This is a genomic window from Cryobacterium inferilacus, assembly GCF_019599185.1.
GTDB classification, from domain to species: domain Bacteria; phylum Actinomycetota; class Actinomycetes; order Actinomycetales; family Microbacteriaceae; genus Cryobacterium; species Cryobacterium inferilacus.
On sequence record NZ_JAIEUL010000001.1, the window covers coordinates 78,662 to 95,682 of the forward strand.

Annotated in this window: 18 protein-coding genes; all 18 read right to left on the reverse strand. The window is 69.8% G+C overall.

Annotation, left to right across the window (positions count from 1 at the left end):
- Positions 1-55: 55 nt before the first annotated feature.
- The 18 genes from lgt to rpoZ all read right to left on the reverse strand — a co-directional run bounded on the left by lgt (position 56) and on the right by rpoZ (position 16,967).
- A complete protein-coding gene (gene lgt / locus K2F54_RS00330) occupies positions 56-1,027 on the reverse strand; it encodes a prolipoprotein diacylglyceryl transferase (protein WP_374107214.1) in 972 nt (323 codons plus the stop codon).
- A gap of 103 nt (positions 1,028-1,130) precedes the next feature.
- A complete protein-coding gene (gene trpA, locus K2F54_RS00335; RefSeq protein ID WP_220603865.1) occupies positions 1,131-1,946 on the reverse strand; it encodes a tryptophan synthase subunit alpha in 816 nt (271 codons plus the stop codon).
- Positions 1,943-3,163 carry a tryptophan synthase subunit beta gene (gene trpB, locus K2F54_RS00340; RefSeq protein ID WP_220604130.1) on the reverse strand — a complete coding sequence of 407 codons (1,221 nt, stop codon included), beginning with the start codon at positions 3,161-3,163 and terminating at the stop codon, positions 1,943-1,945. The genes trpA and trpB overlap by 4 nt, the downstream gene beginning before the upstream one ends.
- Positions 3,164-3,212: 49 nt before the next feature.
- Positions 3,213-3,983 carry an indole-3-glycerol phosphate synthase TrpC gene (gene trpC / locus K2F54_RS00345; protein ID WP_220604131.1) on the reverse strand — a complete coding sequence of 257 codons (771 nt, stop codon included), beginning with the start codon at positions 3,981-3,983 and terminating at the stop codon, positions 3,213-3,215.
- Positions 3,984-4,000: 17 nt separating this feature from the next.
- Positions 4,001-4,222, reverse strand: coding sequence for a DUF6704 family protein (locus K2F54_RS00350; RefSeq protein WP_220603866.1), 222 nt, complete (start codon positions 4,220-4,222; stop codon positions 4,001-4,003).
- 84 nt (positions 4,223-4,306) lie between these two features.
- Positions 4,307-4,930, reverse strand: a complete 624-nt coding sequence (locus K2F54_RS00355) for a Trp biosynthesis-associated membrane protein (RefSeq protein WP_220603867.1) — start codon at positions 4,928-4,930, stop codon at positions 4,307-4,309.
- A complete protein-coding gene (locus tag K2F54_RS00360; RefSeq protein WP_220603868.1) occupies positions 4,931-6,454 on the reverse strand; it encodes an anthranilate synthase component I in 1,524 nt (507 codons plus the stop codon). It lies immediately after the preceding gene.
- Positions 6,451-6,813, reverse strand: coding sequence for a phosphoribosyl-AMP cyclohydrolase (gene hisI / locus K2F54_RS00365; RefSeq protein ID WP_220603869.1), 363 nt, complete (start codon positions 6,811-6,813; stop codon positions 6,451-6,453). Before hisI ends, K2F54_RS00360 begins: the two co-directional genes overlap by 4 nt.
- On the reverse strand, positions 6,810-7,574 hold the full coding sequence (gene hisF, locus K2F54_RS00370; protein ID WP_220603870.1) for an imidazole glycerol phosphate synthase subunit HisF: 765 nt from the start codon (positions 7,572-7,574) through the stop codon (positions 6,810-6,812). Before hisF ends, hisI begins: the two co-directional genes overlap by 4 nt.
- A 2-nt stretch (positions 7,575-7,576) precedes the next feature.
- On the reverse strand, positions 7,577-8,416 hold the full coding sequence (gene hisG / locus K2F54_RS00375; protein ID WP_220603871.1) for an ATP phosphoribosyltransferase: 840 nt from the start codon (positions 8,414-8,416) through the stop codon (positions 7,577-7,579).
- A gap of 75 nt (positions 8,417-8,491) precedes the next feature.
- On the reverse strand, positions 8,492-8,755 hold the full coding sequence (locus K2F54_RS00380) for a phosphoribosyl-ATP diphosphatase (RefSeq protein ID WP_220603872.1): 264 nt from the start codon (positions 8,753-8,755) through the stop codon (positions 8,492-8,494).
- Between the two features lie 45 nt (positions 8,756-8,800).
- Entirely contained in the window at positions 8,801-9,466 is a 666-nt protein-coding gene (rpe, locus tag K2F54_RS00385) for a ribulose-phosphate 3-epimerase (protein ID WP_220603873.1), read from the reverse strand.
- A 42-nt stretch (positions 9,467-9,508) separates the two neighbouring features.
- The gene (locus tag K2F54_RS00390) at positions 9,509-10,963 is read right to left on the reverse strand and encodes an RsmB/NOP family class I SAM-dependent RNA methyltransferase (RefSeq protein WP_220603874.1); all 1,455 of its coding nucleotides are present in this window, start codon (positions 10,961-10,963) and stop codon (positions 9,509-9,511) included.
- A complete protein-coding gene (gene fmt, locus K2F54_RS00395) occupies positions 10,960-11,877 on the reverse strand; it encodes a methionyl-tRNA formyltransferase (RefSeq protein WP_220603875.1) in 918 nt (305 codons plus the stop codon). Before fmt ends, K2F54_RS00390 begins: the two co-directional genes overlap by 4 nt.
- Positions 11,878-14,025 (reverse strand): primosomal protein N' family DNA-binding protein, encoded by a 2,148-nt coding sequence (locus K2F54_RS00400; protein ID WP_220603876.1) that lies wholly within the window; start codon positions 14,023-14,025, stop codon positions 11,878-11,880.
- A gap of 61 nt (positions 14,026-14,086) precedes the next feature.
- Complete coding sequence (gene metK, locus K2F54_RS00405) at positions 14,087-15,280, reverse strand: methionine adenosyltransferase (protein WP_220603877.1); 1,194 nt, start codon at positions 15,278-15,280, stop codon at positions 14,087-14,089.
- A 92-nt stretch (positions 15,281-15,372) separates the two neighbouring features.
- The gene (gene coaBC / locus K2F54_RS00410) at positions 15,373-16,665 is read right to left on the reverse strand and encodes a bifunctional phosphopantothenoylcysteine decarboxylase/phosphopantothenate--cysteine ligase CoaBC (protein ID WP_220603878.1); all 1,293 of its coding nucleotides are present in this window, start codon (positions 16,663-16,665) and stop codon (positions 15,373-15,375) included.
- Between the two features lie 26 nt (positions 16,666-16,691).
- Positions 16,692-16,967 (reverse strand): DNA-directed RNA polymerase subunit omega, encoded by a 276-nt coding sequence (gene rpoZ, locus K2F54_RS00415; protein ID WP_174776231.1) that lies wholly within the window; start codon positions 16,965-16,967, stop codon positions 16,692-16,694.
- Positions 16,968-17,021 lie beyond the last annotated feature (54 nt).

Sequence of the window (17,021 nt, forward strand, 5' to 3'; positions counted from 1 at the left end):
AGATACCGGCCGCCCGTTAGTGAGGGCGGAAACCGTGGACCGGGGCAAACCCCGGCTAGGGGCGGGTGTCGGTGGTGCTTGTGGCGTCGACCTCGCGTGATTCAACGGGTTCAGCAGCCTCATTGCCGTGATCCTCGAGTGTGGAATCGGTTTCACCAGATTCTACCTCAGCAGAAAGCGGCTTCCACTCGCGACCGGGCAGGTACGGGCTCAATTCCACCCCGGTGTGGCGTCGGCTCTGCACCAGAATGATGACCAGGCCCAGGACGACAGCGAACAGCGCCGCCCAGACGTTGGTGCGCAGACCGAAGAAGATCTCGCTCGGGTCGACGCGGATCGACTCGAAAACGCTGCGGCCCACGCCGTACCAGATCAGGTAGACACCGAAGGCACTGCCCCAGCGCAGCCGGAACTTGCGCTCCAGGACGAGAAGGACGGCGACACCGACGAGGTTCCAGACGATCTCGTAGAGGAAGGTGGGGTGGAACAGGGTGCCGGCGGGCAGGCCGACCGGGTAGGCCGCGTTCGTGGACTCGATCTCAAGGCCCCACGGCAGGGTGGTGGGCAGTCCGTACAGTTCGTGGTTGAACCAGTTGCCCAGCCGACCCATGGCCTGGGCGATCAGCATGGCCGGTGCCAGCGCATCCGCGAAGGACCAGAACCGGATGCCGGCGCGACGGCAGCCGATGTACGCGCCGACGGCGCCGCCCAGAAGGGCCCCGAAGATGGCGATGCCGCCGTTCCAGACCGCGAAGACCTCGAGAAGGTTCTTCCCGTCGCCGAAGTAGTCATTCGGGTGGGTGAGCACGTGGAAGATCCGTGCCCCGACGATGCCGAGCGGCACGGCCCAGAGGATGATGTCGAGCACCACGCCCGGCTCCGCTCCTCGTTTGGTCAGTCGGCGGCTGGTCACGGCCGTGGCAAGGAAGATGCCGATCAGGATGCAGATCGCGTACGCGTGGATGCGGAAGGGACCGAGGTCGAAGAAGCTCCACTCCGGGCTCGGAATGCTCAAGGGAAACGACACCACAACAACCTTTCATCGCGGCGCGTACGCCACTCACGAGCCGGTCGGTCGACCGCCTCGGACAATTTACCCTATTGGGCAGGACGAGATCTTCGAGAGAGGGCTAACCGGCCGCGCGGATGTCGCGCGCGCCGGCGGCGAGTTCGGCGGCGAGGGTCGCGACGGCGGCGACTCCACCGTCGGCGAGGGCCTTGACCAGCGCAGAGCCGACGATGGCGCCGTCGGCGTACTGCAACACTTCGCGCACCTGGGCGGGTGTGGAGATGCCCAGGCCGACACAGGCACTGGTGGAACCGGCCTCGCGCAGGCGGGTGACGAGCACCCGGGCGGCGGAGTCCACGTCGCTCCTGGCACCGGTGATGCCCATGGTGGAGACGGCGTAGACGAAGCCGCGGCTCTGGGTGACGGCCTGGACGAGCCGTTCGTCGGATGACGACGGCGCGGCGAGGAAGACCCGGTCAAGCCCGGCGCGTTCACTCGCGGCCAGCCAGGCGTCGGCATCGTCGGGGATGAGGTCGGGCGTGATCAGTCCGGCTCCGCCCGCGGCGGCCAGGTCATCGGCGAACCGGTCGACGCCGTACTGCAGCACGGGGTTCCAGTAGGTCATGATCAGCACGGGGGTGTCCACCTGAGCGGTGATCGCGGCGACGGCCTCGAAGCCGTGCCGCAGGCGGAACCCGTTGGCCAGGGCCTGCTGGGTGGCGGCCTGGATGACCGGACCGTCCATGACGGGGTCGGAGTACGGCAGGCCGAGCTCGAGCACGTCCACACCGTTCTGGGCGATCGCGACGGCGGCGTCGATGCTCTCGCTGAGGGTGGGGAACCCTACCGGCAGGTAGCCGACCAGGGCACCGCCGCCGGCGGCACGCCTGGCGGCGATGGTCGCTTCGACCGGGCTGGTGACGGGGGTGGTGCTCACAGCTGCTCCGCTCCGGCATCGAGGAGGTCGAAGTACCGACCGGCGGTTTCCATGTCCTTGTCGCCGCGTCCGGACAGGTTGACCAGGATGACGGCGTCAGGGCCGAGCTGCTTGCCGAGTTCGAGCGTGCCGGCCAGCGCGTGCGCGGACTCGATGGCGGGAATGATCCCCTCGGTGCGGCTGAGCAGGCGCAGTGCGTCCATGGCTTCGGCGTCCGTGACCGGCAGGTAGGTGGCGCGGCCGATGCTGGCCAGCCAGGCGTGTTCCGGTCCGACGCCCGGGTAGTCCAGCCCGGCAGAGATGGAGTGCGACTCGACGGTCTGGCCGTCCTCGTCCTGCAGCATCATGCTGCGGGCGCCGTGCAGCACTCCCGGCCGGCCCTTGGTGAGGGTGGCGGCGTGGCGGAGCCCGGTGATGCCCTCTCCCCCGGCCTCGTAGCCGTACAGAGCCACCTCGGGGTCGTCGAGGAAGGCGTGGAAGATGCCCATCGCGTTGGAACCGCCGCCGACACAGGCGGTGACGGCGTCGGGGAGCCGGCCGGTGAGATCGAGGACCTGCTGGCGGGCTTCCTCACCGATGATCTTCTGGAAGTCACGCACCATGGCCGGGAACGGGTGCGGGCCCGCGACGGTGCCGAAGACGTAGTTGGTGGTCTCGACGTTCGTCACCCAGTCGCGCATCGCATCGTTGATGGCGTCCTTCAGGGTGCGCGACCCGGTCGTGACCGAGATCACCTCTGCGCCGAGCAGGCGCATCCTGGCCACGTTCAGGGCCTGACGTTCGGTGTCGACCTCGCCCATGTAGATGACGCAGTCGAGCCCGAAGAGCGCAGCGGCGGTCGCCGTGGCCACGCCGTGCTGGCCTGCACCGGTTTCGGCGATGACCCGCTTCTTGCCGATGCGCTTGGTGAGCAGCACCTGGCCGAGAACGTTGTTGATCTTGTGCGAGCCGGTGTGGTTGAGGTCTTCCCGCTTGAGGATGATCCGGGCGCCGCCGCCGTGGGCGGCGAAGCGCGGCACCTCGGTGATCAGGGACGGCCGACCGGAATAGCTGCGGTGCAGCTCGGTCAGCTCGGCGGCGAACGCCGGGTCGGCCTTGGCGAGGGCGTATTCCGCGGAGAGCTCGTCGAGCGCTGCGACGAGGGACTCCGGCACGAATCGGCCGCCGAAGTCGCCGAAGTACGGGCCGCTCTGCGCCCGCAGGGAATCAGCGTGCAGGGCATCGCTGACGGGTGAATCGGCGTGGGGATGCGTTCCAGTGGACAATCTATACCGCCAAGAATTCGGTGAGGGTGAGGATGGGATCGCTGGTGACGAGGGCTTCTCCGACCAGGACGACGTCGGCGCCGGCTGAGCGGTAGTGGGCCACGTCTGTGGCGTTTTTGACCGCTGATTCCGCGACCCGCACGACACCGGACGGGATCCGGTCGGCCAGGCTCGCGAACAGGTTCTGGTCGAGTTCGAAGGTGCTGAGGTTCCTGGCGTTGACGCCGACCAGGTTGGCGCCCACATCCAGGGCCCGGTCGACCTCGTCTGCGCTGTGCGTCTCCACCAGGGGGGTCATGCCGAGCTCGAGCACCCGGCTGTGCAGGGATGCGAGGGTGGCCTGGTCGAGGGCGGCGACGATGAGCAGAACCAGGTCGGCGCCGGCGGCCCTGGCTTCGAGAACCTGGTAGTCGTTGCCGATGAAGTCCTTGCGCAGCACCGGGATCGACACCGCAGACCTGACCTGTTCCAGGTCGTCGAGCGAACCGAGGAACCGGCGGCCTTCGGTGAGGACGCTGATGGCGCTGGCGCCGCCGAATTCGTAGGACACGGCCAGGGCGGCCGGGTCGACGATGTCGGCCAGCGGCCCGCGGGACGGGCTGGCGCGCTTCACCTCGGCGATGACCTTGACGCGATCGGCCGGCGCGAGGGCGTGCAGCGCGTCGAGCGCGGGGACCTGCGCGAGAGCGTCGGCTTCAACCGCGGCGAACGGCCGGTGCACCCGTCGGGCTTCGGCGTCGGCCAGCGAACCGGCGAGGAGTTCTGTGAGCAGGTCGCTGGTCACTTGCGTCAGTGACTTCCGTCGACCGACGCCGCGCCGTACCCGGCCTTGGCCATGATCCAGCCGATCGCCAGGCCGGCGAGCAGCAGGGCAGCGGATGCCCAGACGAGCCAGACGACCTCGAAGAAGAAGGCGACGGTGCCGATGGTGAATGCGATCAGCATGATGGTGACTGCGGTCCAGGCCGCCGTCGAGTGGCCGTGGCCGGGGTCTGCCGACTCGAAGCTCATGGTTCTCCTAAGGTCAATGGGCGTGCGGGTCAATTCTAGCTTGCCGGGGATCAGGCCCGGCTCCGCCGGGTGTCTGCCCGTTGCTCAGACGGTCGGGTCGTTGCCCTTGGTGAGGCCGTCCCAGTCGTCGACGGCGTCGCGGGGGCGGGTCTGACCGGTCGTGGCATCCGTCACGGGTTCGAAGCGGGTGCTGTCGTACCGGGAGGTGGGACCGGGCCACCGGGTGGCCGTGATGACGATGAGCAGCCCGATGAGCAGCATCAGCACGCCGGCGACCAGGGCCAGGTAGGGCCAGAACGTCAGTGCGGTGCTGTCGACGGCGGCCCGGGTGGAGTCCACGCCGGCGATTCCGGTGGCGGTGGTCACCGCGGCCGCTGCCACACCGGCGGGGTCGGCGACGGCCAGGGTCGCGGAGAGGATCACGCTGGCTCCGAGGAGCACCTCGAGCAGGCCGAGGATGATGCGGATCACGGCGCCGGCGATGGTGAGCGCACCGGCCAGCGCGAGGCCGGCCAGGGCCAGGGCGGTCAGGCCGGGCGCGGCGACGCTGCCGGTGACGTCGAGCACCTGCTGGCTGGTGCCGTCCGCGGCCAGCCGAACGGTCAGCCAGACCTGGGTCCAGGCCAGCAGGGCGATGCCGCTGGCGATGATCACGGCCAGGATCAGCATCGGCTTCAGCCGCTTGGTCGTGCGCGTCGCCGGGGACATTCAGTACACCCGGGTCATCGAGTTGGCCACGGCGACGGCCCGGAGCGGAGCGGCGGCCTTGTTCTGCGACTCCTGGTATTCGCTGGCGGGGTCGGAGTCGGCGACGAGGCCGCCTCCGGCCTGCACGTGCGCGACGCCGTTCATGATCGTGGCGGTGCGGATGGCGATGGCGAGGTCCGCGTCGCCGGCGAAACCGAAGTAGCCCACCACTCCGCCGTAGACGCCGCGCTGGGCCGGTTCCAGAGCGTCGATGATCTCCAGTGCCCGCGGTTTGGGCGCTCCGGAGAGCGTGCCGGCGGGGAAGGTGGCCCTGAACACGTCGATCGCGGTCATCTCCGGCAGCAGGTCGCCCTCGACGGAGGAGACCAGGTGCATGATGTGGCTGAACCGTTCGATGCGCATGAACTCGGTCACCTCGACAGAGCCGGCGCGGCAGACCTTGAGCAGGTCGTTGCGGGCCAGGTCGACGAGCATGAGGTGCTCCGCGCGTTCCTTCGGGTCTCCGGCCAGTTCGGTCTCGAAATCGGCGTCGGCCTCCGGGGTCGCGCCACGGGGCTTCGACCCGGCGATGGGGTGGGTGAAGACGCGCGTGTCGGCCACCTTCACCAGGGCCTCCGGCGAGGAGCCGACGATCCAGTACGGCTCCCCCGCGGTGGATTCGAGGCTGAGCAGGTACATGTACGGGCTCGGGTTGAGGCTGCGGAGCACCCGGTAGACGTCGATGGCGTCCGCGAAACAGTCCTGGTCGAACCGCTGCGAGATGACGACCTGGAAGATGTCGCCGTCGACGATGTGCTGTTTGGACGTGTGCACGGCGGCGAGGAAGTCGTCCCGGTCGGTGCGGTTCACCGGTGTGGCAGGCGCGGAGAGGTCGACCTCGGAGACGAAGGCCTCTGCCGGTTGGGTCAGCCGGGACTGCAGGGCGTCCAGGCGCGCCTGGGCGGCCGGCCAGAGCGCATCCGTGGCGTCGACGCCGTCGTTGAGCACGTTGACGATCAGCTGCACGGTGCCCAGCTTGTGGTCGATGACGACGAGGTCTGCCACAAAGCTGAACGCCTGGCCCGGCACGTCGTAGTCGGCCGGCGGCCGGTTCGGCAGCCGTTCGATCTGGCGGATGGCCTCCCAGCCGATGAACCCGACCAGGCCGCCGGTCAGCGGCGGGTGCTCGGCCAGCCGGGGGGTCTGCCAGCGCTCGTAGAGGTAGGCGAGTGCCGCGAGCGGCGGAAGGTCGACGACCCCGCCGAAGGCGCGCTCGGCCGACACGCCGTAGTCGATCCAGGCGGTGTCGTCGCCGGTCTGGGTGAGCACACCGAAGGAGGACACCCCGACGAACGAGAACCGGGACCAGATCCCGCCCTGCTCGGCGGATTCCAGCAGGAAGCTGCCGGGTTTGCCGTCGGCGAGCTTGCGGTAGATGCCCACGGGCGTCTCGCCGTCGGCGAAGAGTTCACGGATGACCGGGATCACCCGGTGTTCGGCGAGCAGGCCGGCAAACTGTTCCGGCGTGGTCGACCCGGCGCTCATCGCTCGTCCTCCGGCAGAAGACCGGTGACATCGATGCCGCGACCGTCGAAGCAGGTGTGGCTGCCGGTGTGGCAGGCCGCGCCGATCTGTTCGACCTGAACGACGAGGGTGTCGGCGTCGCAGTCCAGGGCCGCCGAGCGCACGAACTGGGCGTGCCCGGAGGTATCACCCTTGCGCCAGTATTCCTGCCGGCTTCGCGACCAGAAGGTGACCCGGCCCTCGGTGAGGGTCCGGCGGAGGGCCTCCCGGTCCATCCAACCGAGCATCAGCACCTCGTGGCTGTCCCACTGCTGGATCACGGCGGGCAGCAGCCCGTTGCTGTCGAAACGGGCGCTATCCAGAGCGGCGTCGACGTTCATCGGCGCACCACCATTCCGGCGTCGGCAAGCTCGCGCTTGACGTCGCCAATCGTCAGGCCTCCGCTGTGGAAGACGGAGGCGGCCAGTACGGCGTCGGCGCCGGCGCTGATCGCCGGCGGGAAGTCCTGCACCCGACCGGCTCCCCCGGAGGCGATCACCGGCACGGTGCTGAGTTCGCGCATGATGGTGATCATTTCCAGGTCGAAGCCGGCCTTGGTGCCGTCGGCGTCGATGCTGTTCACCAGTAGCTCGCCCGCGCCGAGCTCGATCGCCTGACGAGCCCAGGCGAGGGCGTCGAGGTCGGTCTCTGTGCGGCCGCCGTGCGTGGTGACGACGAAGCCGGATGCGGTGCGTTCACTCCGTTTGACGTCGAGGGAGAGCACCAGCACCTGTGCGCCGTACCGGTCCGCGATCTCGGAGATCAGGGCGGGCCTGGCGATGGCGGCGCTGTTCACGCCCACCTTGTCCGCTCCGCTGGCCTGCAGCCTGGAGACATCGTCGACGCTGCGGATACCGCCGCCGACGGTGAGCGGGATGAAGACCTGCTCCGCCGTCGCGCGCACGACGTCGTAGGTGGTGGAGCGGTCATCCACCGTGGCGGTGACGTCGAGGAAGGTGAGTTCGTCAGCGCCCTGCTCGTAATAGCGCTTGGCGAGTTCGACCGGGTCGCCGGCGTCGCGCAGGTTCTGGAAGTTGACGCCCTTGACCACGCGGCCGTTGGCCACGTCGAGGCACGGGATCACGCGAACGGCGAGGCTCATGGTTACAACCGGGCGTTGTGGATCGAGGTGACCAGGATGGCGCGGGCACCGAGCTCGTAGAGCTGGTCCATCACGCGGTTGGTGTCGACCCGGGGGATCATCACCCGCACGGCCACCCAGTTCGGGTCGCGCAGCGACGAGATCGTCGGCGACTCGATCCCGGAGGCGGCCTGGCAGGCGGCGTCGAGGTTGTCCACGTGCACGTCGTAGTCGACGAGCACGTACTGGCGGGCGACCAGCACACCCTGCAGGCGGCGCAGCAGGGTGTTGATGCCGGGGTGTTCGTTCTCGGAGGTGATCAGCACCGCGGTGGATTCGAGGATGACCGGGCCGAAAATCTGCAGGCCGGCCTTGCGCAGCGTCGATCCGGTGGAGACGACGTCGGCGACGGCATCCGCGACGCCGAGCTGCACGGCGGACTCGACGGCGCCGTCGAGGGTGACGAGGTGGACCGTGACGCCGTGGCCGGCCAGGAAGGCGCCGACCAGGCCGGGGTAGCTCGTGGCGACGCGCAGGCCCTCGAGGTCGGACAGCTCGGTGAACCGGCCGGCGGGACCGGCGAATCTGAAGGTGGAGTCGCCGAAGTCGAGGCTGGCGATCTCACCGGCAGTGGAGCGGGAGTCCAGGAGCAGGTCACGGCCGGTGATGCCGACGTCCAGAGCGCCGCTCCCGACGTAGGTGGCGATGTCGCGGGGACGCAGGTAGAAGAACTCCACGTCGTTGTGCGGGTCGGCGACGACCAGGTCGCGGGGGTCGCGACGGCCGTTGTAGCCGGCCTCGGCGAGCATCTGGGCGGCGGTCTCAGCGAGCGAGCCCTTGTTGGGCACAGCGATTCTCAACATGTCATTCTTTCCAAGAGGAGGGATTTCCCGGGTGGGGAGGCGGAGTCTGAGGGTCGGCATCGGGGATGCCGGGTCTCACAGATGTCGGTAGACGTCCTCGGGGGAAAGCCCCTTCGCCACCATGAGGACCTGCAGGTGGTAGATCAACTGCGAGATCTCCTCGGCGGTTTCGGTGTCGCTCTGGTATTCGGCGGCCATCCAGACCTCTGCGGCCTCTTCGACGATTTTCTTGCCGATGGCGTGGACGCCGGCGTCGAGCTCGCGGACGGTGCCTGAGCCCTCCGGCCGGTCTTTGGCCTTCTGGCTCAGCTCAGCGAACAGGTCGTCGAAAGTTTTCACCTCTACAGGGTACCGGTCCCAGGGGTGTGCGCGGCGCGGGCGGGGTCAGTGGGCGTGCGCGTGCAGCTCCGCGGCCGAACGGAGCCGGGCGATCGCCCCGGCCGGGTCGCCGTTGAAGACGCTCGAACCGGCGACGAAGGTGTTCGCGCCGGCCTGGGCGGCCTGGGCAATGGTGTCCTCGGTGATGCCGCCGTCGACCTGAAGCCACACGTCGAGACCGCTCGTGCGCACGGCGTCGGCGAGCAGGCTGAGCTTGGGCATCGTCGACGCCATGAAGCTCTGGCCGCCGAAACCCGGCTCGACGGTCATGACCAGCACCTGGTCGAACTCGTCGAGCAGGTCGAGGTATGGCCCCGCGGGGGTGTCAGGCTTGAGCGCGATGCCCGCCCTGGCGCCGATAGCGCGCAGGCGCCTGGCCAGGCCGACGGCATCCGTGGCGGCCTCGGCGTGGAACGTGACCGAGTACGCGCCGGCCTCGGCGTAGGCCGGAGCCCAGCGGTCGGGATCGTCGATCATCAGGTGCAGGTCCAGCGGGATCGGCGACACCTCGAGCAGCCGTTCGACCACGGGCAGGCCGAGGGTGAGGTTCGGTACGAAGTGGTTGTCCATCACGTCGACATGGGCGAGGTCGGCGGTGCTGATCCGGCCGAATTCCCGCTCCAGGTTGGCGAAGTCTGCGGCCAGAATGCTCGGGTTGATCCGGGTAACCATGCCGTCAGCCTACCGAACCCGCGTGGCACCGGTCGGGCCGGCTCAGTCGGCCTGGCGCTGCAGCAGGGTGATGAACATGGCGTCTGTGCCGTGCCGGTGCGGCCAGAGTTGCACGCTGCCGGCGTCTCCGGCCAGGTCGAGCGGATGCTCAGCCAGGTCCTGGAGCACCGCGGCGGTGTCGAGCGGTGTCACCTTCTCACCCCAGGCCTTGCGGGCCGTCGCCACGATCCCCCTGGTCTCCGCGATGTGCGGTGAGCAGGTCACGTAGGCGAGGATGCCGCCGGGCTTGAGCGCGCCGAGTGCGGCGTGGATCAGCGCGGACTGCAGGTCGGAGAGTTCGGCCACGTCCTTGGGCTGTTTCCGCCAGCGGGCTTCCGGCCGGCGGCGCAGGGCGCCGAGGCCGGTGCACGGCGCGTCGAGCAGGATTCGGTCGAAGGCCTCCGGCTGGTCCTCGCCCACCCAGGTGCCGTCCATCTCCCAGACCGGCACGTCGGCGGGCACGGCGGCCAGCGCCGCCCGCACCAGCTGGGCGCGGGCCGGCACGACCTCGTTCGCGACCAGGGTGGCGCCACCGTTCAACGCCTCGGCGGCGAGCAGGGCGGCCTTGCCGCCTGGGCCGGCGCAGAGGTCGAGCCAGCGCTCACCCTCCACGATCGGCCTGGCCCGGCTCAACGCCAGGGCGGCGAGTTGGGAGCCCTCGTCCTGCACGCGCAGGCGCCCGCCACTGTCTTTCATCAGGTGGTGCGGGTCTCCCCCGGCCAGCACGAAACCGGTGGGCGAGAAGGTGTTGGCCTCGCCCAGCTCGCTCGTGGCCTCGGCCAGACCGGGCAGCGCCACCATGTTCACCCGGGGCGCGGCGTTGTCGGCGGCGAGGAGCTCTTCCAGTTCGTTCTCGCGGCCCTCCTGACGCAGGGACTGCCGGAACGCCCGCACGACCCACACCGGGTGGGAGTACAGCGCGGCGAGGGCGTCGTCTGGGGTGCTGGTGTCGGCGAGGATACGCTCACGCCACTCGTCGGCGCTCACCCTGGCGATGGCCCGCAGCACGCCGTTGGTGAAGCCGGTCGCTGACCGTGAGCCGACCTGGCGGGCCAGTTCGACGGATTCGTTGACGGCGGCGTGGGTGGCCACCCTGGTGGCGAGCAGCTGGTGCGCGCCGAGCCGGAGCACGTCCAGGATCGCAGGGTCGATGGCCGTGACCGGCCGGCCGGCGGCCTCGGCGATCACCCGGTCGTAGAAGCCCTGCATCCGCAGGGTGCCGTAGGTCAGCTCGGTGGCCAGGGCGGCATCCGCGGTGTTGAGGGCGGCACGCTGGATGCGGGTGGGCAGCAGCAGATTGGCGTAGGCGTCGGATTCACGCACCGCCTCGATCACCTCGTAGGCCACCCGGCGGGCCGGCTGCACAACGTAGCTGGGCCGGTTCTCGGTGCGCGCACCCTGGCGCGGTGCCCGGGCCCCCGGGGTGTTCCGCTCCGTGCGGTCGCCGCCGCCGCTCATGAGGCGATCACCTCGGTTGCTGCCACGCCACGCCACCAGTCGATTGCTTTCATTGCGGTTTTCCCTGCCGGTTGTACGGTGATGAGTTCGAGCGGCTCCGTGCCGGTTCCGATCAGAACTCTCTTGTCGATTTCACTGATGTGGCCGGCGGGCAGGCCGGACTGGCCGTGTGCGGGGGCCACATCGTGCAGTTTGAGCCTGGCGCCGTCGATCTCGGTGAACGCTCCGGGCTCAGGGGTGACGCCACGGATGATGGCGTGGATCCTCTCGCCGGGCAGGCGCCAGTCCACCCGGGCGTCGTCGAGGGTCAGTTTGGGGGCGAGGGTCACGTCGCCGCTCTGTTCGACCGCGCGGATGCTGCCGGTCGCAAGGTCGTCGACCACGCCCTGCAGCAGCTCGGCGCCGCTCCGGCTCAGATTCTCCAGCAGGGCGCCCGCCGTGGTGTGTCGTCCGATGGGTGTGCTCAGCTGGGCGAAGACGGCGCCGGCGTCGAGCTCGGCGACGAGCTGGAACACGGCTGCGCCGGTTTCGGTGTCGCCGGCCATGATTGCGCGCTGCACGGGGGCGGCGCCACGCCACCGCGGCAGCAGGGAGAAGTGCAGGTTGATCCACCCGAGCCTGGGGGCGGACAACAGCGGTTCGCGAACCAGGCCGCCGTAGGCCACGATCACGCCGAGGTCGGCGCCCAGGGCGGTGATGGCGTCGGTAGCCGCGGCGTCGAGCCGGTTGGCCTTGATGACGGGCAGGCCGAGCTCGGCAGCGGCGACGGCGACCGGTGAGGGCGTGAGCACGCGCTTCCGGCCGAGCGGGGCATCCGTGCGGGTGACGACGGCGACGATCTCATGCTCTGACGCGGCCAGGGCGGTCAGGCTGGGCACGGCGACCTGAGGGGTCCCGGCGAAGACGAGTTTCATTTACAGCAGCTCCGGGTCGTCGAATCGTACTCTGAGTGTAGGCGCAGGGCGCCAGGAGGCGCCCTTGGGCTTGCGGCGGTTGGCGGCGTTGCGCACGATGGCGGCCTTGAGGGTGCGGGCGACCTCGTCGCCGAGCGGGTAGCCGAACCGCACGATGGCGCGCACGAGCGCGGGGCCGCCGGGCTTCTGGCCCGGTCCGGCCTGGTCGTGGTCGACCGGTCCGAGGATGTCGAGTCCGGGCAGATCGGCCAGCGACTCCAGCGCCGTGCCCACCTCGGCGCTGGTGCCGGTGACGGAGGCCACCCGCACCGCCGGGGGGAAGCGTAGCTGCCGGCGGTCGGCGAGTTCGGCGGCGGCGTATGGGCCGGGTTGCCAGGTGTTCAGGGCGTGGGCGAGCGCGCCGCCGACCCCGGCGAGCATTACAGGGGCGCCGGGGGCGGCGAGGGCGGCGGCGTTGGCCCACCAGCGCAGGCAGTCCTCCCCCACTCGCAGGGATTCCCGCGCCAGCATCCGTTCGCCGTCGAGCAGCAGGATCGCGGCGTAGCCGTGTCGGGGAATCGGTTCGGCGCCGCGGGTGGCGATCACCAGGGCGGGTTCGGGGCCGATGGTCTGCACGGTGTGGTCGCCGTCGGCGACGATGACCCGGGAACCGGGGAAGGCCCGGCCGAGCTCCTCCGCGGTGCGGCCGGTGCCGACCGTGACCACGCGCAGGGCGGTGCCCTCGCAATGCGAGCAGTGCCAGCCGGCGGCGAGGTGTCCGCACCACCGGCAGGCGGGCGTGGCGTTGGCGTTGGCGAGGGCGAGCGGGCCCTGGCACTGGGTGCAGCGGGCGGACTGGCCGCAGGACCGGCAGGCCAGCATCGGGGCGTAGCCGGGGCTGGCGACCTGCACCAACACGGGTCCGGTTCGCACGGCCTCCTTGGCGGCGAGCCAGGCCGCGGAGGGGATGCGCGCGGCGCGGGCCTGCGCGTCCGGCTCGGACTGGAAGGTGGTGGGGATCACCCGCGGGTGGCTGTCACGGGCGGGGTGCACGGCGTGGAGCCAACCGATCTCGATCAGACGCTCGGTCTCGACGCTGCGGGAGTGGCCGAGGAAGACCAGGGCGCAGTCCGCGGCCTCGCGGCGGATGAGGGCGGCGTCCCTGGCATGCACGTAGGGGCTGAGCTGCTCGCCGTAGAGCGGGTCGCCGTCGTCGAAGAGCGCGATCAGGCCGAGGTTGTGCGCCGGCGCGTACACGGCCGACCGGTTGCCGACGATGATGCGCGGCCGGCCCTCGAGCAGGCTGAGGAAGCCCCGGTAGCGGTCGGGGTTGCTCTGCCTGGCGTCGACCCGCACGATGTCTGCGGCGGGTGCGAGCATCGCCAGCGCCGCCTGCAGCTGATCCTGGTCGCGGAAGTCGGGGACCACCAGGATGCTGCTCTTCTGCAGCCGGAGTGCCGAGACCGCGAGCTCGGCCAGGGTGATCGCCCAGGTGCCGACGGTGTTGCCGTCGTTTCTGCCACCGGTGCTGCCTGCCGTTCCGCTGTCCGTGCGGGTGGTGTCCGGCAGAAGCACCAGGCGCGGCACCGCGGCGATGGCGACCCGCCTCCGCTCGGCCACGACGGTGCCGAGGGTTTCCGGCGGGTATTCGGCGAAGCCGGGTTCGGCCAGGTCGGCTCGTGCGTCGTGCGCACCGGCCCCGGCGGCGGCCGGAGTGTCGGCAGCGACGGCGCGCTCGGCCAGCCAGGCCTTCTCCACCCGCACGGCCCGAGGCGGCACGGCGAGCCGCACGATGTCGCTCGCGTTGCCGGCCGCGCGGTCGGCCAGCCGCCGGGCGAGCTGCCAGACCGCCGGCGTGAGCACGGGCACGGCGGACACGATCGAGTCGACCGGGCTGAGCGCGCCGCTGTATCCGGTCTCCGCGCCGATCCCGTCCAGCGTCGCCGCAGCCGTCGCATCCGCTGCCGAGGCCCGCACCTGCTGCGGGTCGATCAGCTCGACCACATAGCCGTCGGCGACCCGGTTCGCCGAGCGCAGCGGCACCCGCACACGCACGCCGACCTGGGCGAGGGGCGCGAGCTCCTCGGGGATGGCGTAGTCGAAGAGGTGGTCGAGCTGCGGCAGGGGTGAATCGATCAGCACCCGTGCGATGAGGCCGGTGCGAGTCATCTGCGGCCTCCCTGCGTCGGCGTCTGGTGCGGGGTGTTCGGGTGGCTCTCTGTGATATCGGTCAGAGTCTGGCGGCGCTGCGCAGGTCGTCGACCCGGTCGAGTCGTTCCCAGGTGAAGTCGGGCAGCTCACGGCCGAAGTGACCGTAAGCGGCGGTCTGGGCGTAGATCGGGCGCAGCAGGTCGAGGTCGTTGATGATCGCGGCCGGGCGCAGGTCGAAGACCTCGCGGATGGCCGCGGTGATGTCCTTCTCCGGCAGCGCCCCGGTGCCGAAGGTCTCCACGTAGAGTCCCACCGGTGAGGCGGTGCCGATGGCGTACGCCACCTGGATTTCGAGGCGGTCGGCCAGGCCGGCCGCGACGGCGTTCTTGGCGACCCAGCGCATGGCGTATGCGGCCGAACGGTCGACCTTGGACGGGTCCTTGCCGCTGAATGCCCCGCCGCCGTGCCGGCTGGAGCCGCCGTAGGTGTCGATGATGATCTTGCGGCCGGTGAGGCCCGCGTCGCCCTGCGGGCCGCCGATCTCGAACCGGCCGGTGGGGTTGACCAGGGTGCGCAGGTTGCTCGCGTCGAGGTCGACCCGCTCGAGCACGGGCTTGATCACGAGTTCGGCGATCTCGGCGCGCAGCTGTTCGGTGCGTACCGACGGGGAGTGCTGGGTGGAGAGCACGACGGTTTCGACGGTGCGCGGCACGATGCCGTCGTAGCCGATGGTGACCTGGGTCTTGCCGTCGGGCCGGAGGTAGCTCAGCTCACCGGACTTGCGCACCTCGGCGAGGCGTTCGGCCATGCGGTGGGCGATCCAGATCGGGATCGGCATCAGCTCGGGGGTCTCGCGGGTGGCGTAACCGAACATGATGCCCTGGTCGCCGGCGCCCTGGCGGTCGTAGTCGTCGAGGCTGTCCTGTTCCCGGCTCTCATAGGCGTCGTCGACGCCCTGGGCGATGTCGGGCGATTGGCCGCCGATGGAGATCTCCACGCCGCAGGACCGGCCGTCGAACCAGACGTCGGACGAGTCGTAGCCGATGTCGGTGATGCACTTGCGCACGATCGAGGGGATCTCGACATAGCCGGCCGTGGTGACCTCACCGGCCACGTGCACCAGGCCCGTGGTCACGAGGGTCTCGACGGCGACCCGGCTGTGCGGGTCTTCGGTGAGGAGGGCGTCGAGGATGGTGTCCGAGATCTGGTCGCAGATCTTGTCCGGGTGGCCTTCGGTGACCGACTCCGAGGTGAAGAGGCGAAGATCGCTCATCGGGGCGTCTCAATTCTGTGAGTGAATGTGCTGCGGTTGACTGTCAAAAACGGATGCGCGCATGCTCGATCGCGGATCGACCCGGCGCCGTTTCAGGCGACGGGGGTGTCCTGACGAAGGCCGTTCAGGCCGGAATCGAGGATGCTGTCGAGAATACGGTGGGCCACCGACAACTTCGTTCCGGAGGCCTCCATCACTATATCTCCGGCACGGTCGAGCACCTCGATCGTGTTACCCACGGTGGCGAAACCCTCGGTCCAGCCGACGCGGTTGAGCACCAGCAGGTCACAGCCCTTGCGCTGGATCTTGGTGCGACCGAGGTCACGGCGGAGGGCGTCGTCCGGTTCGGTTTCGGCGGCGAAACCGACGATCACCTGGCCGGGGCGGCGGTGATCGACCAGTCCGGCGAGCACGTCGGGGTTCTGCACCAGGTCGAGGGAGACCCGGTCGCCCGCGACGTTCTTCTTGATCTTGCCGGCCTGCACCTCTGCCGGGCGGTAGTCGGCGACGGCGGCGGCCATGATGATGATGTCGGCCGCGAAGGCCGCGGCCTGGAGGTCCCGCTGCAGTTCGAGGGCGGTGCTGACGTTGTGTACGGTGACGCCGGCGGGTTCGGGAACCTCGAGGTGCGCTGCCACCAGGGTCACGGTCGCGCCCCTGGCGATCGCGGCTTCGGCCAGGGCGACGCCCTGCCGGCCGCTGGAGCGGTTGCCCAGGAAGCGTACGGGGTCAAGTGGCTCACGAGTGCCGCCGGCGCTGATCAGCACCTGACGGCCGGCGAGATCCTGACCGGCGAGGTTGTGAGTGGCGCGGTCCTGAATGGCGCCGTCCTGGACGGGCGGGTCCTGGCCGTCCAGCACGGCCAGGGCTGCGGCCACGATGGTGTCGGGTTCCTCCATCCGGCCGGGGCCGGAGTCCGCCCCGGTGAGCCGCCCGATGCCGGGGCCCACGATCGTCACGCCCCTGGCGCGGAGGGTGGCGACGTTGGCCTGCGTTGCGGGGTTGTTCCACATCTCGGTGTGCATGGCAGGGGCGATCACGAGCGGCGCCGTGCTGGCCAGGATGGTGTTGCCGAGCAGGTCGTCGGCGAGGCCGAGCGCGATTTTCGCGATGCTGTTGGCGGTCGCAGGGGCGATCACGATGAGGTCGGCGGACTGGCCGATGGCCACGTGACGTACCTCGGCGACGCCCTCGTACAGATCCGTGTGCACGGGGTTGCGCGAGATGGCCTCGAGCGTGGGCCTCCCCACGAATCTGAGCGCAGCCTCGGTGGCGACGACGTGCACGTCGTCGCCGAGCAACACAAAAGCGCGCACCACGTTGACGGCCTTATAGGCAGCGATTCCGCCGGTTATCCCGACGACGATCCTGCGACCAGTCGACATTGTGCGCGCTTGAGGTGTCGAGGGTGTTACTCGACGATGGGCTTCGAGGTGAGCTTGTCCTCGTTGATCTCGCGCAGGGCAACGGAGAGCGGCTTGTCGTCGACGGTGGAGTCGACGAGGGGTCCGACGTTGTCGAACAGGCTGCCCTCGTGCAGGTCGGCGTAGTAGTCGTTGATCTGGCGGGCGCGCTTGGACGCGAAGATCACCAGGGCGTACTTGGAATCGACCTTGGTCAGCAGGTCGTCGATGGGCGGGTCAATGATGCCAGTGGGCTTGTTGGGCACGCTGTCACACTCCTTCATGCAGTTCAAGCAAAATGTACGGGCTGCGCGGTGTCACGCCGCGGGTTTCCGTGG

Bases quoted from the DNA above. Each gene is read 5' to 3' on its own strand.
- K2F54_RS00390 (WP_220603874.1), bottom strand. From the start codon at position 10,963: ATGAGCGGCGGCGGCGACCGCACGGAGCGGAACACCCCGGGGGCCCGG.
- rpe (WP_220603873.1), bottom strand. From the start codon at position 9,466: ATGGTTACCCGGATCAACCCGAGCATTCTGGCCGCAGACTTCGCCAAC.
- K2F54_RS00355 (WP_220603867.1), bottom strand. From the start codon at position 4,930: ATGTCCCCGGCGACGCGCACGACCAAGCGGCTGAAGCCGATGCTGATC.
- fmt (WP_220603875.1), bottom strand. From the start codon at position 11,877: ATGAAACTCGTCTTCGCCGGGACCCCTCAGGTCGCCGTGCCCAGCCTG.
- K2F54_RS00360 (WP_220603868.1), bottom strand. From the start codon at position 6,454: ATGAGCGCCGGGTCGACCACGCCGGAACAGTTTGCCGGCCTGCTCGCC.
- K2F54_RS00350 (WP_220603866.1), bottom strand. From the start codon at position 4,222: ATGAGCTTCGAGTCGGCAGACCCCGGCCACGGCCACTCGACGGCGGCC.
- hisI (WP_220603869.1), bottom strand. From the start codon at position 6,813: ATGAACGTCGACGCCGCTCTGGATAGCGCCCGTTTCGACAGCAACGGG.
- metK (WP_220603877.1), bottom strand. From the start codon at position 15,280: ATGAGCGATCTTCGCCTCTTCACCTCGGAGTCGGTCACCGAAGGCCAC.
- hisG (WP_220603871.1), bottom strand. From the start codon at position 8,416: ATGTTGAGAATCGCTGTGCCCAACAAGGGCTCGCTCGCTGAGACCGCC.
- rpoZ (WP_174776231.1), bottom strand. From the start codon at position 16,967: ATGAAGGAGTGTGACAGCGTGCCCAACAAGCCCACTGGCATCATTGAC.
- hisF (WP_220603870.1), bottom strand. From the start codon at position 7,574: ATGAGCCTCGCCGTTCGCGTGATCCCGTGCCTCGACGTGGCCAACGGC.
- coaBC (WP_220603878.1), bottom strand. From the start codon at position 16,665: ATGTCGACTGGTCGCAGGATCGTCGTCGGGATAACCGGCGGAATCGCT.
- K2F54_RS00400 (WP_220603876.1), bottom strand. From the start codon at position 14,025: ATGACTCGCACCGGCCTCATCGCACGGGTGCTGATCGATTCACCCCTG.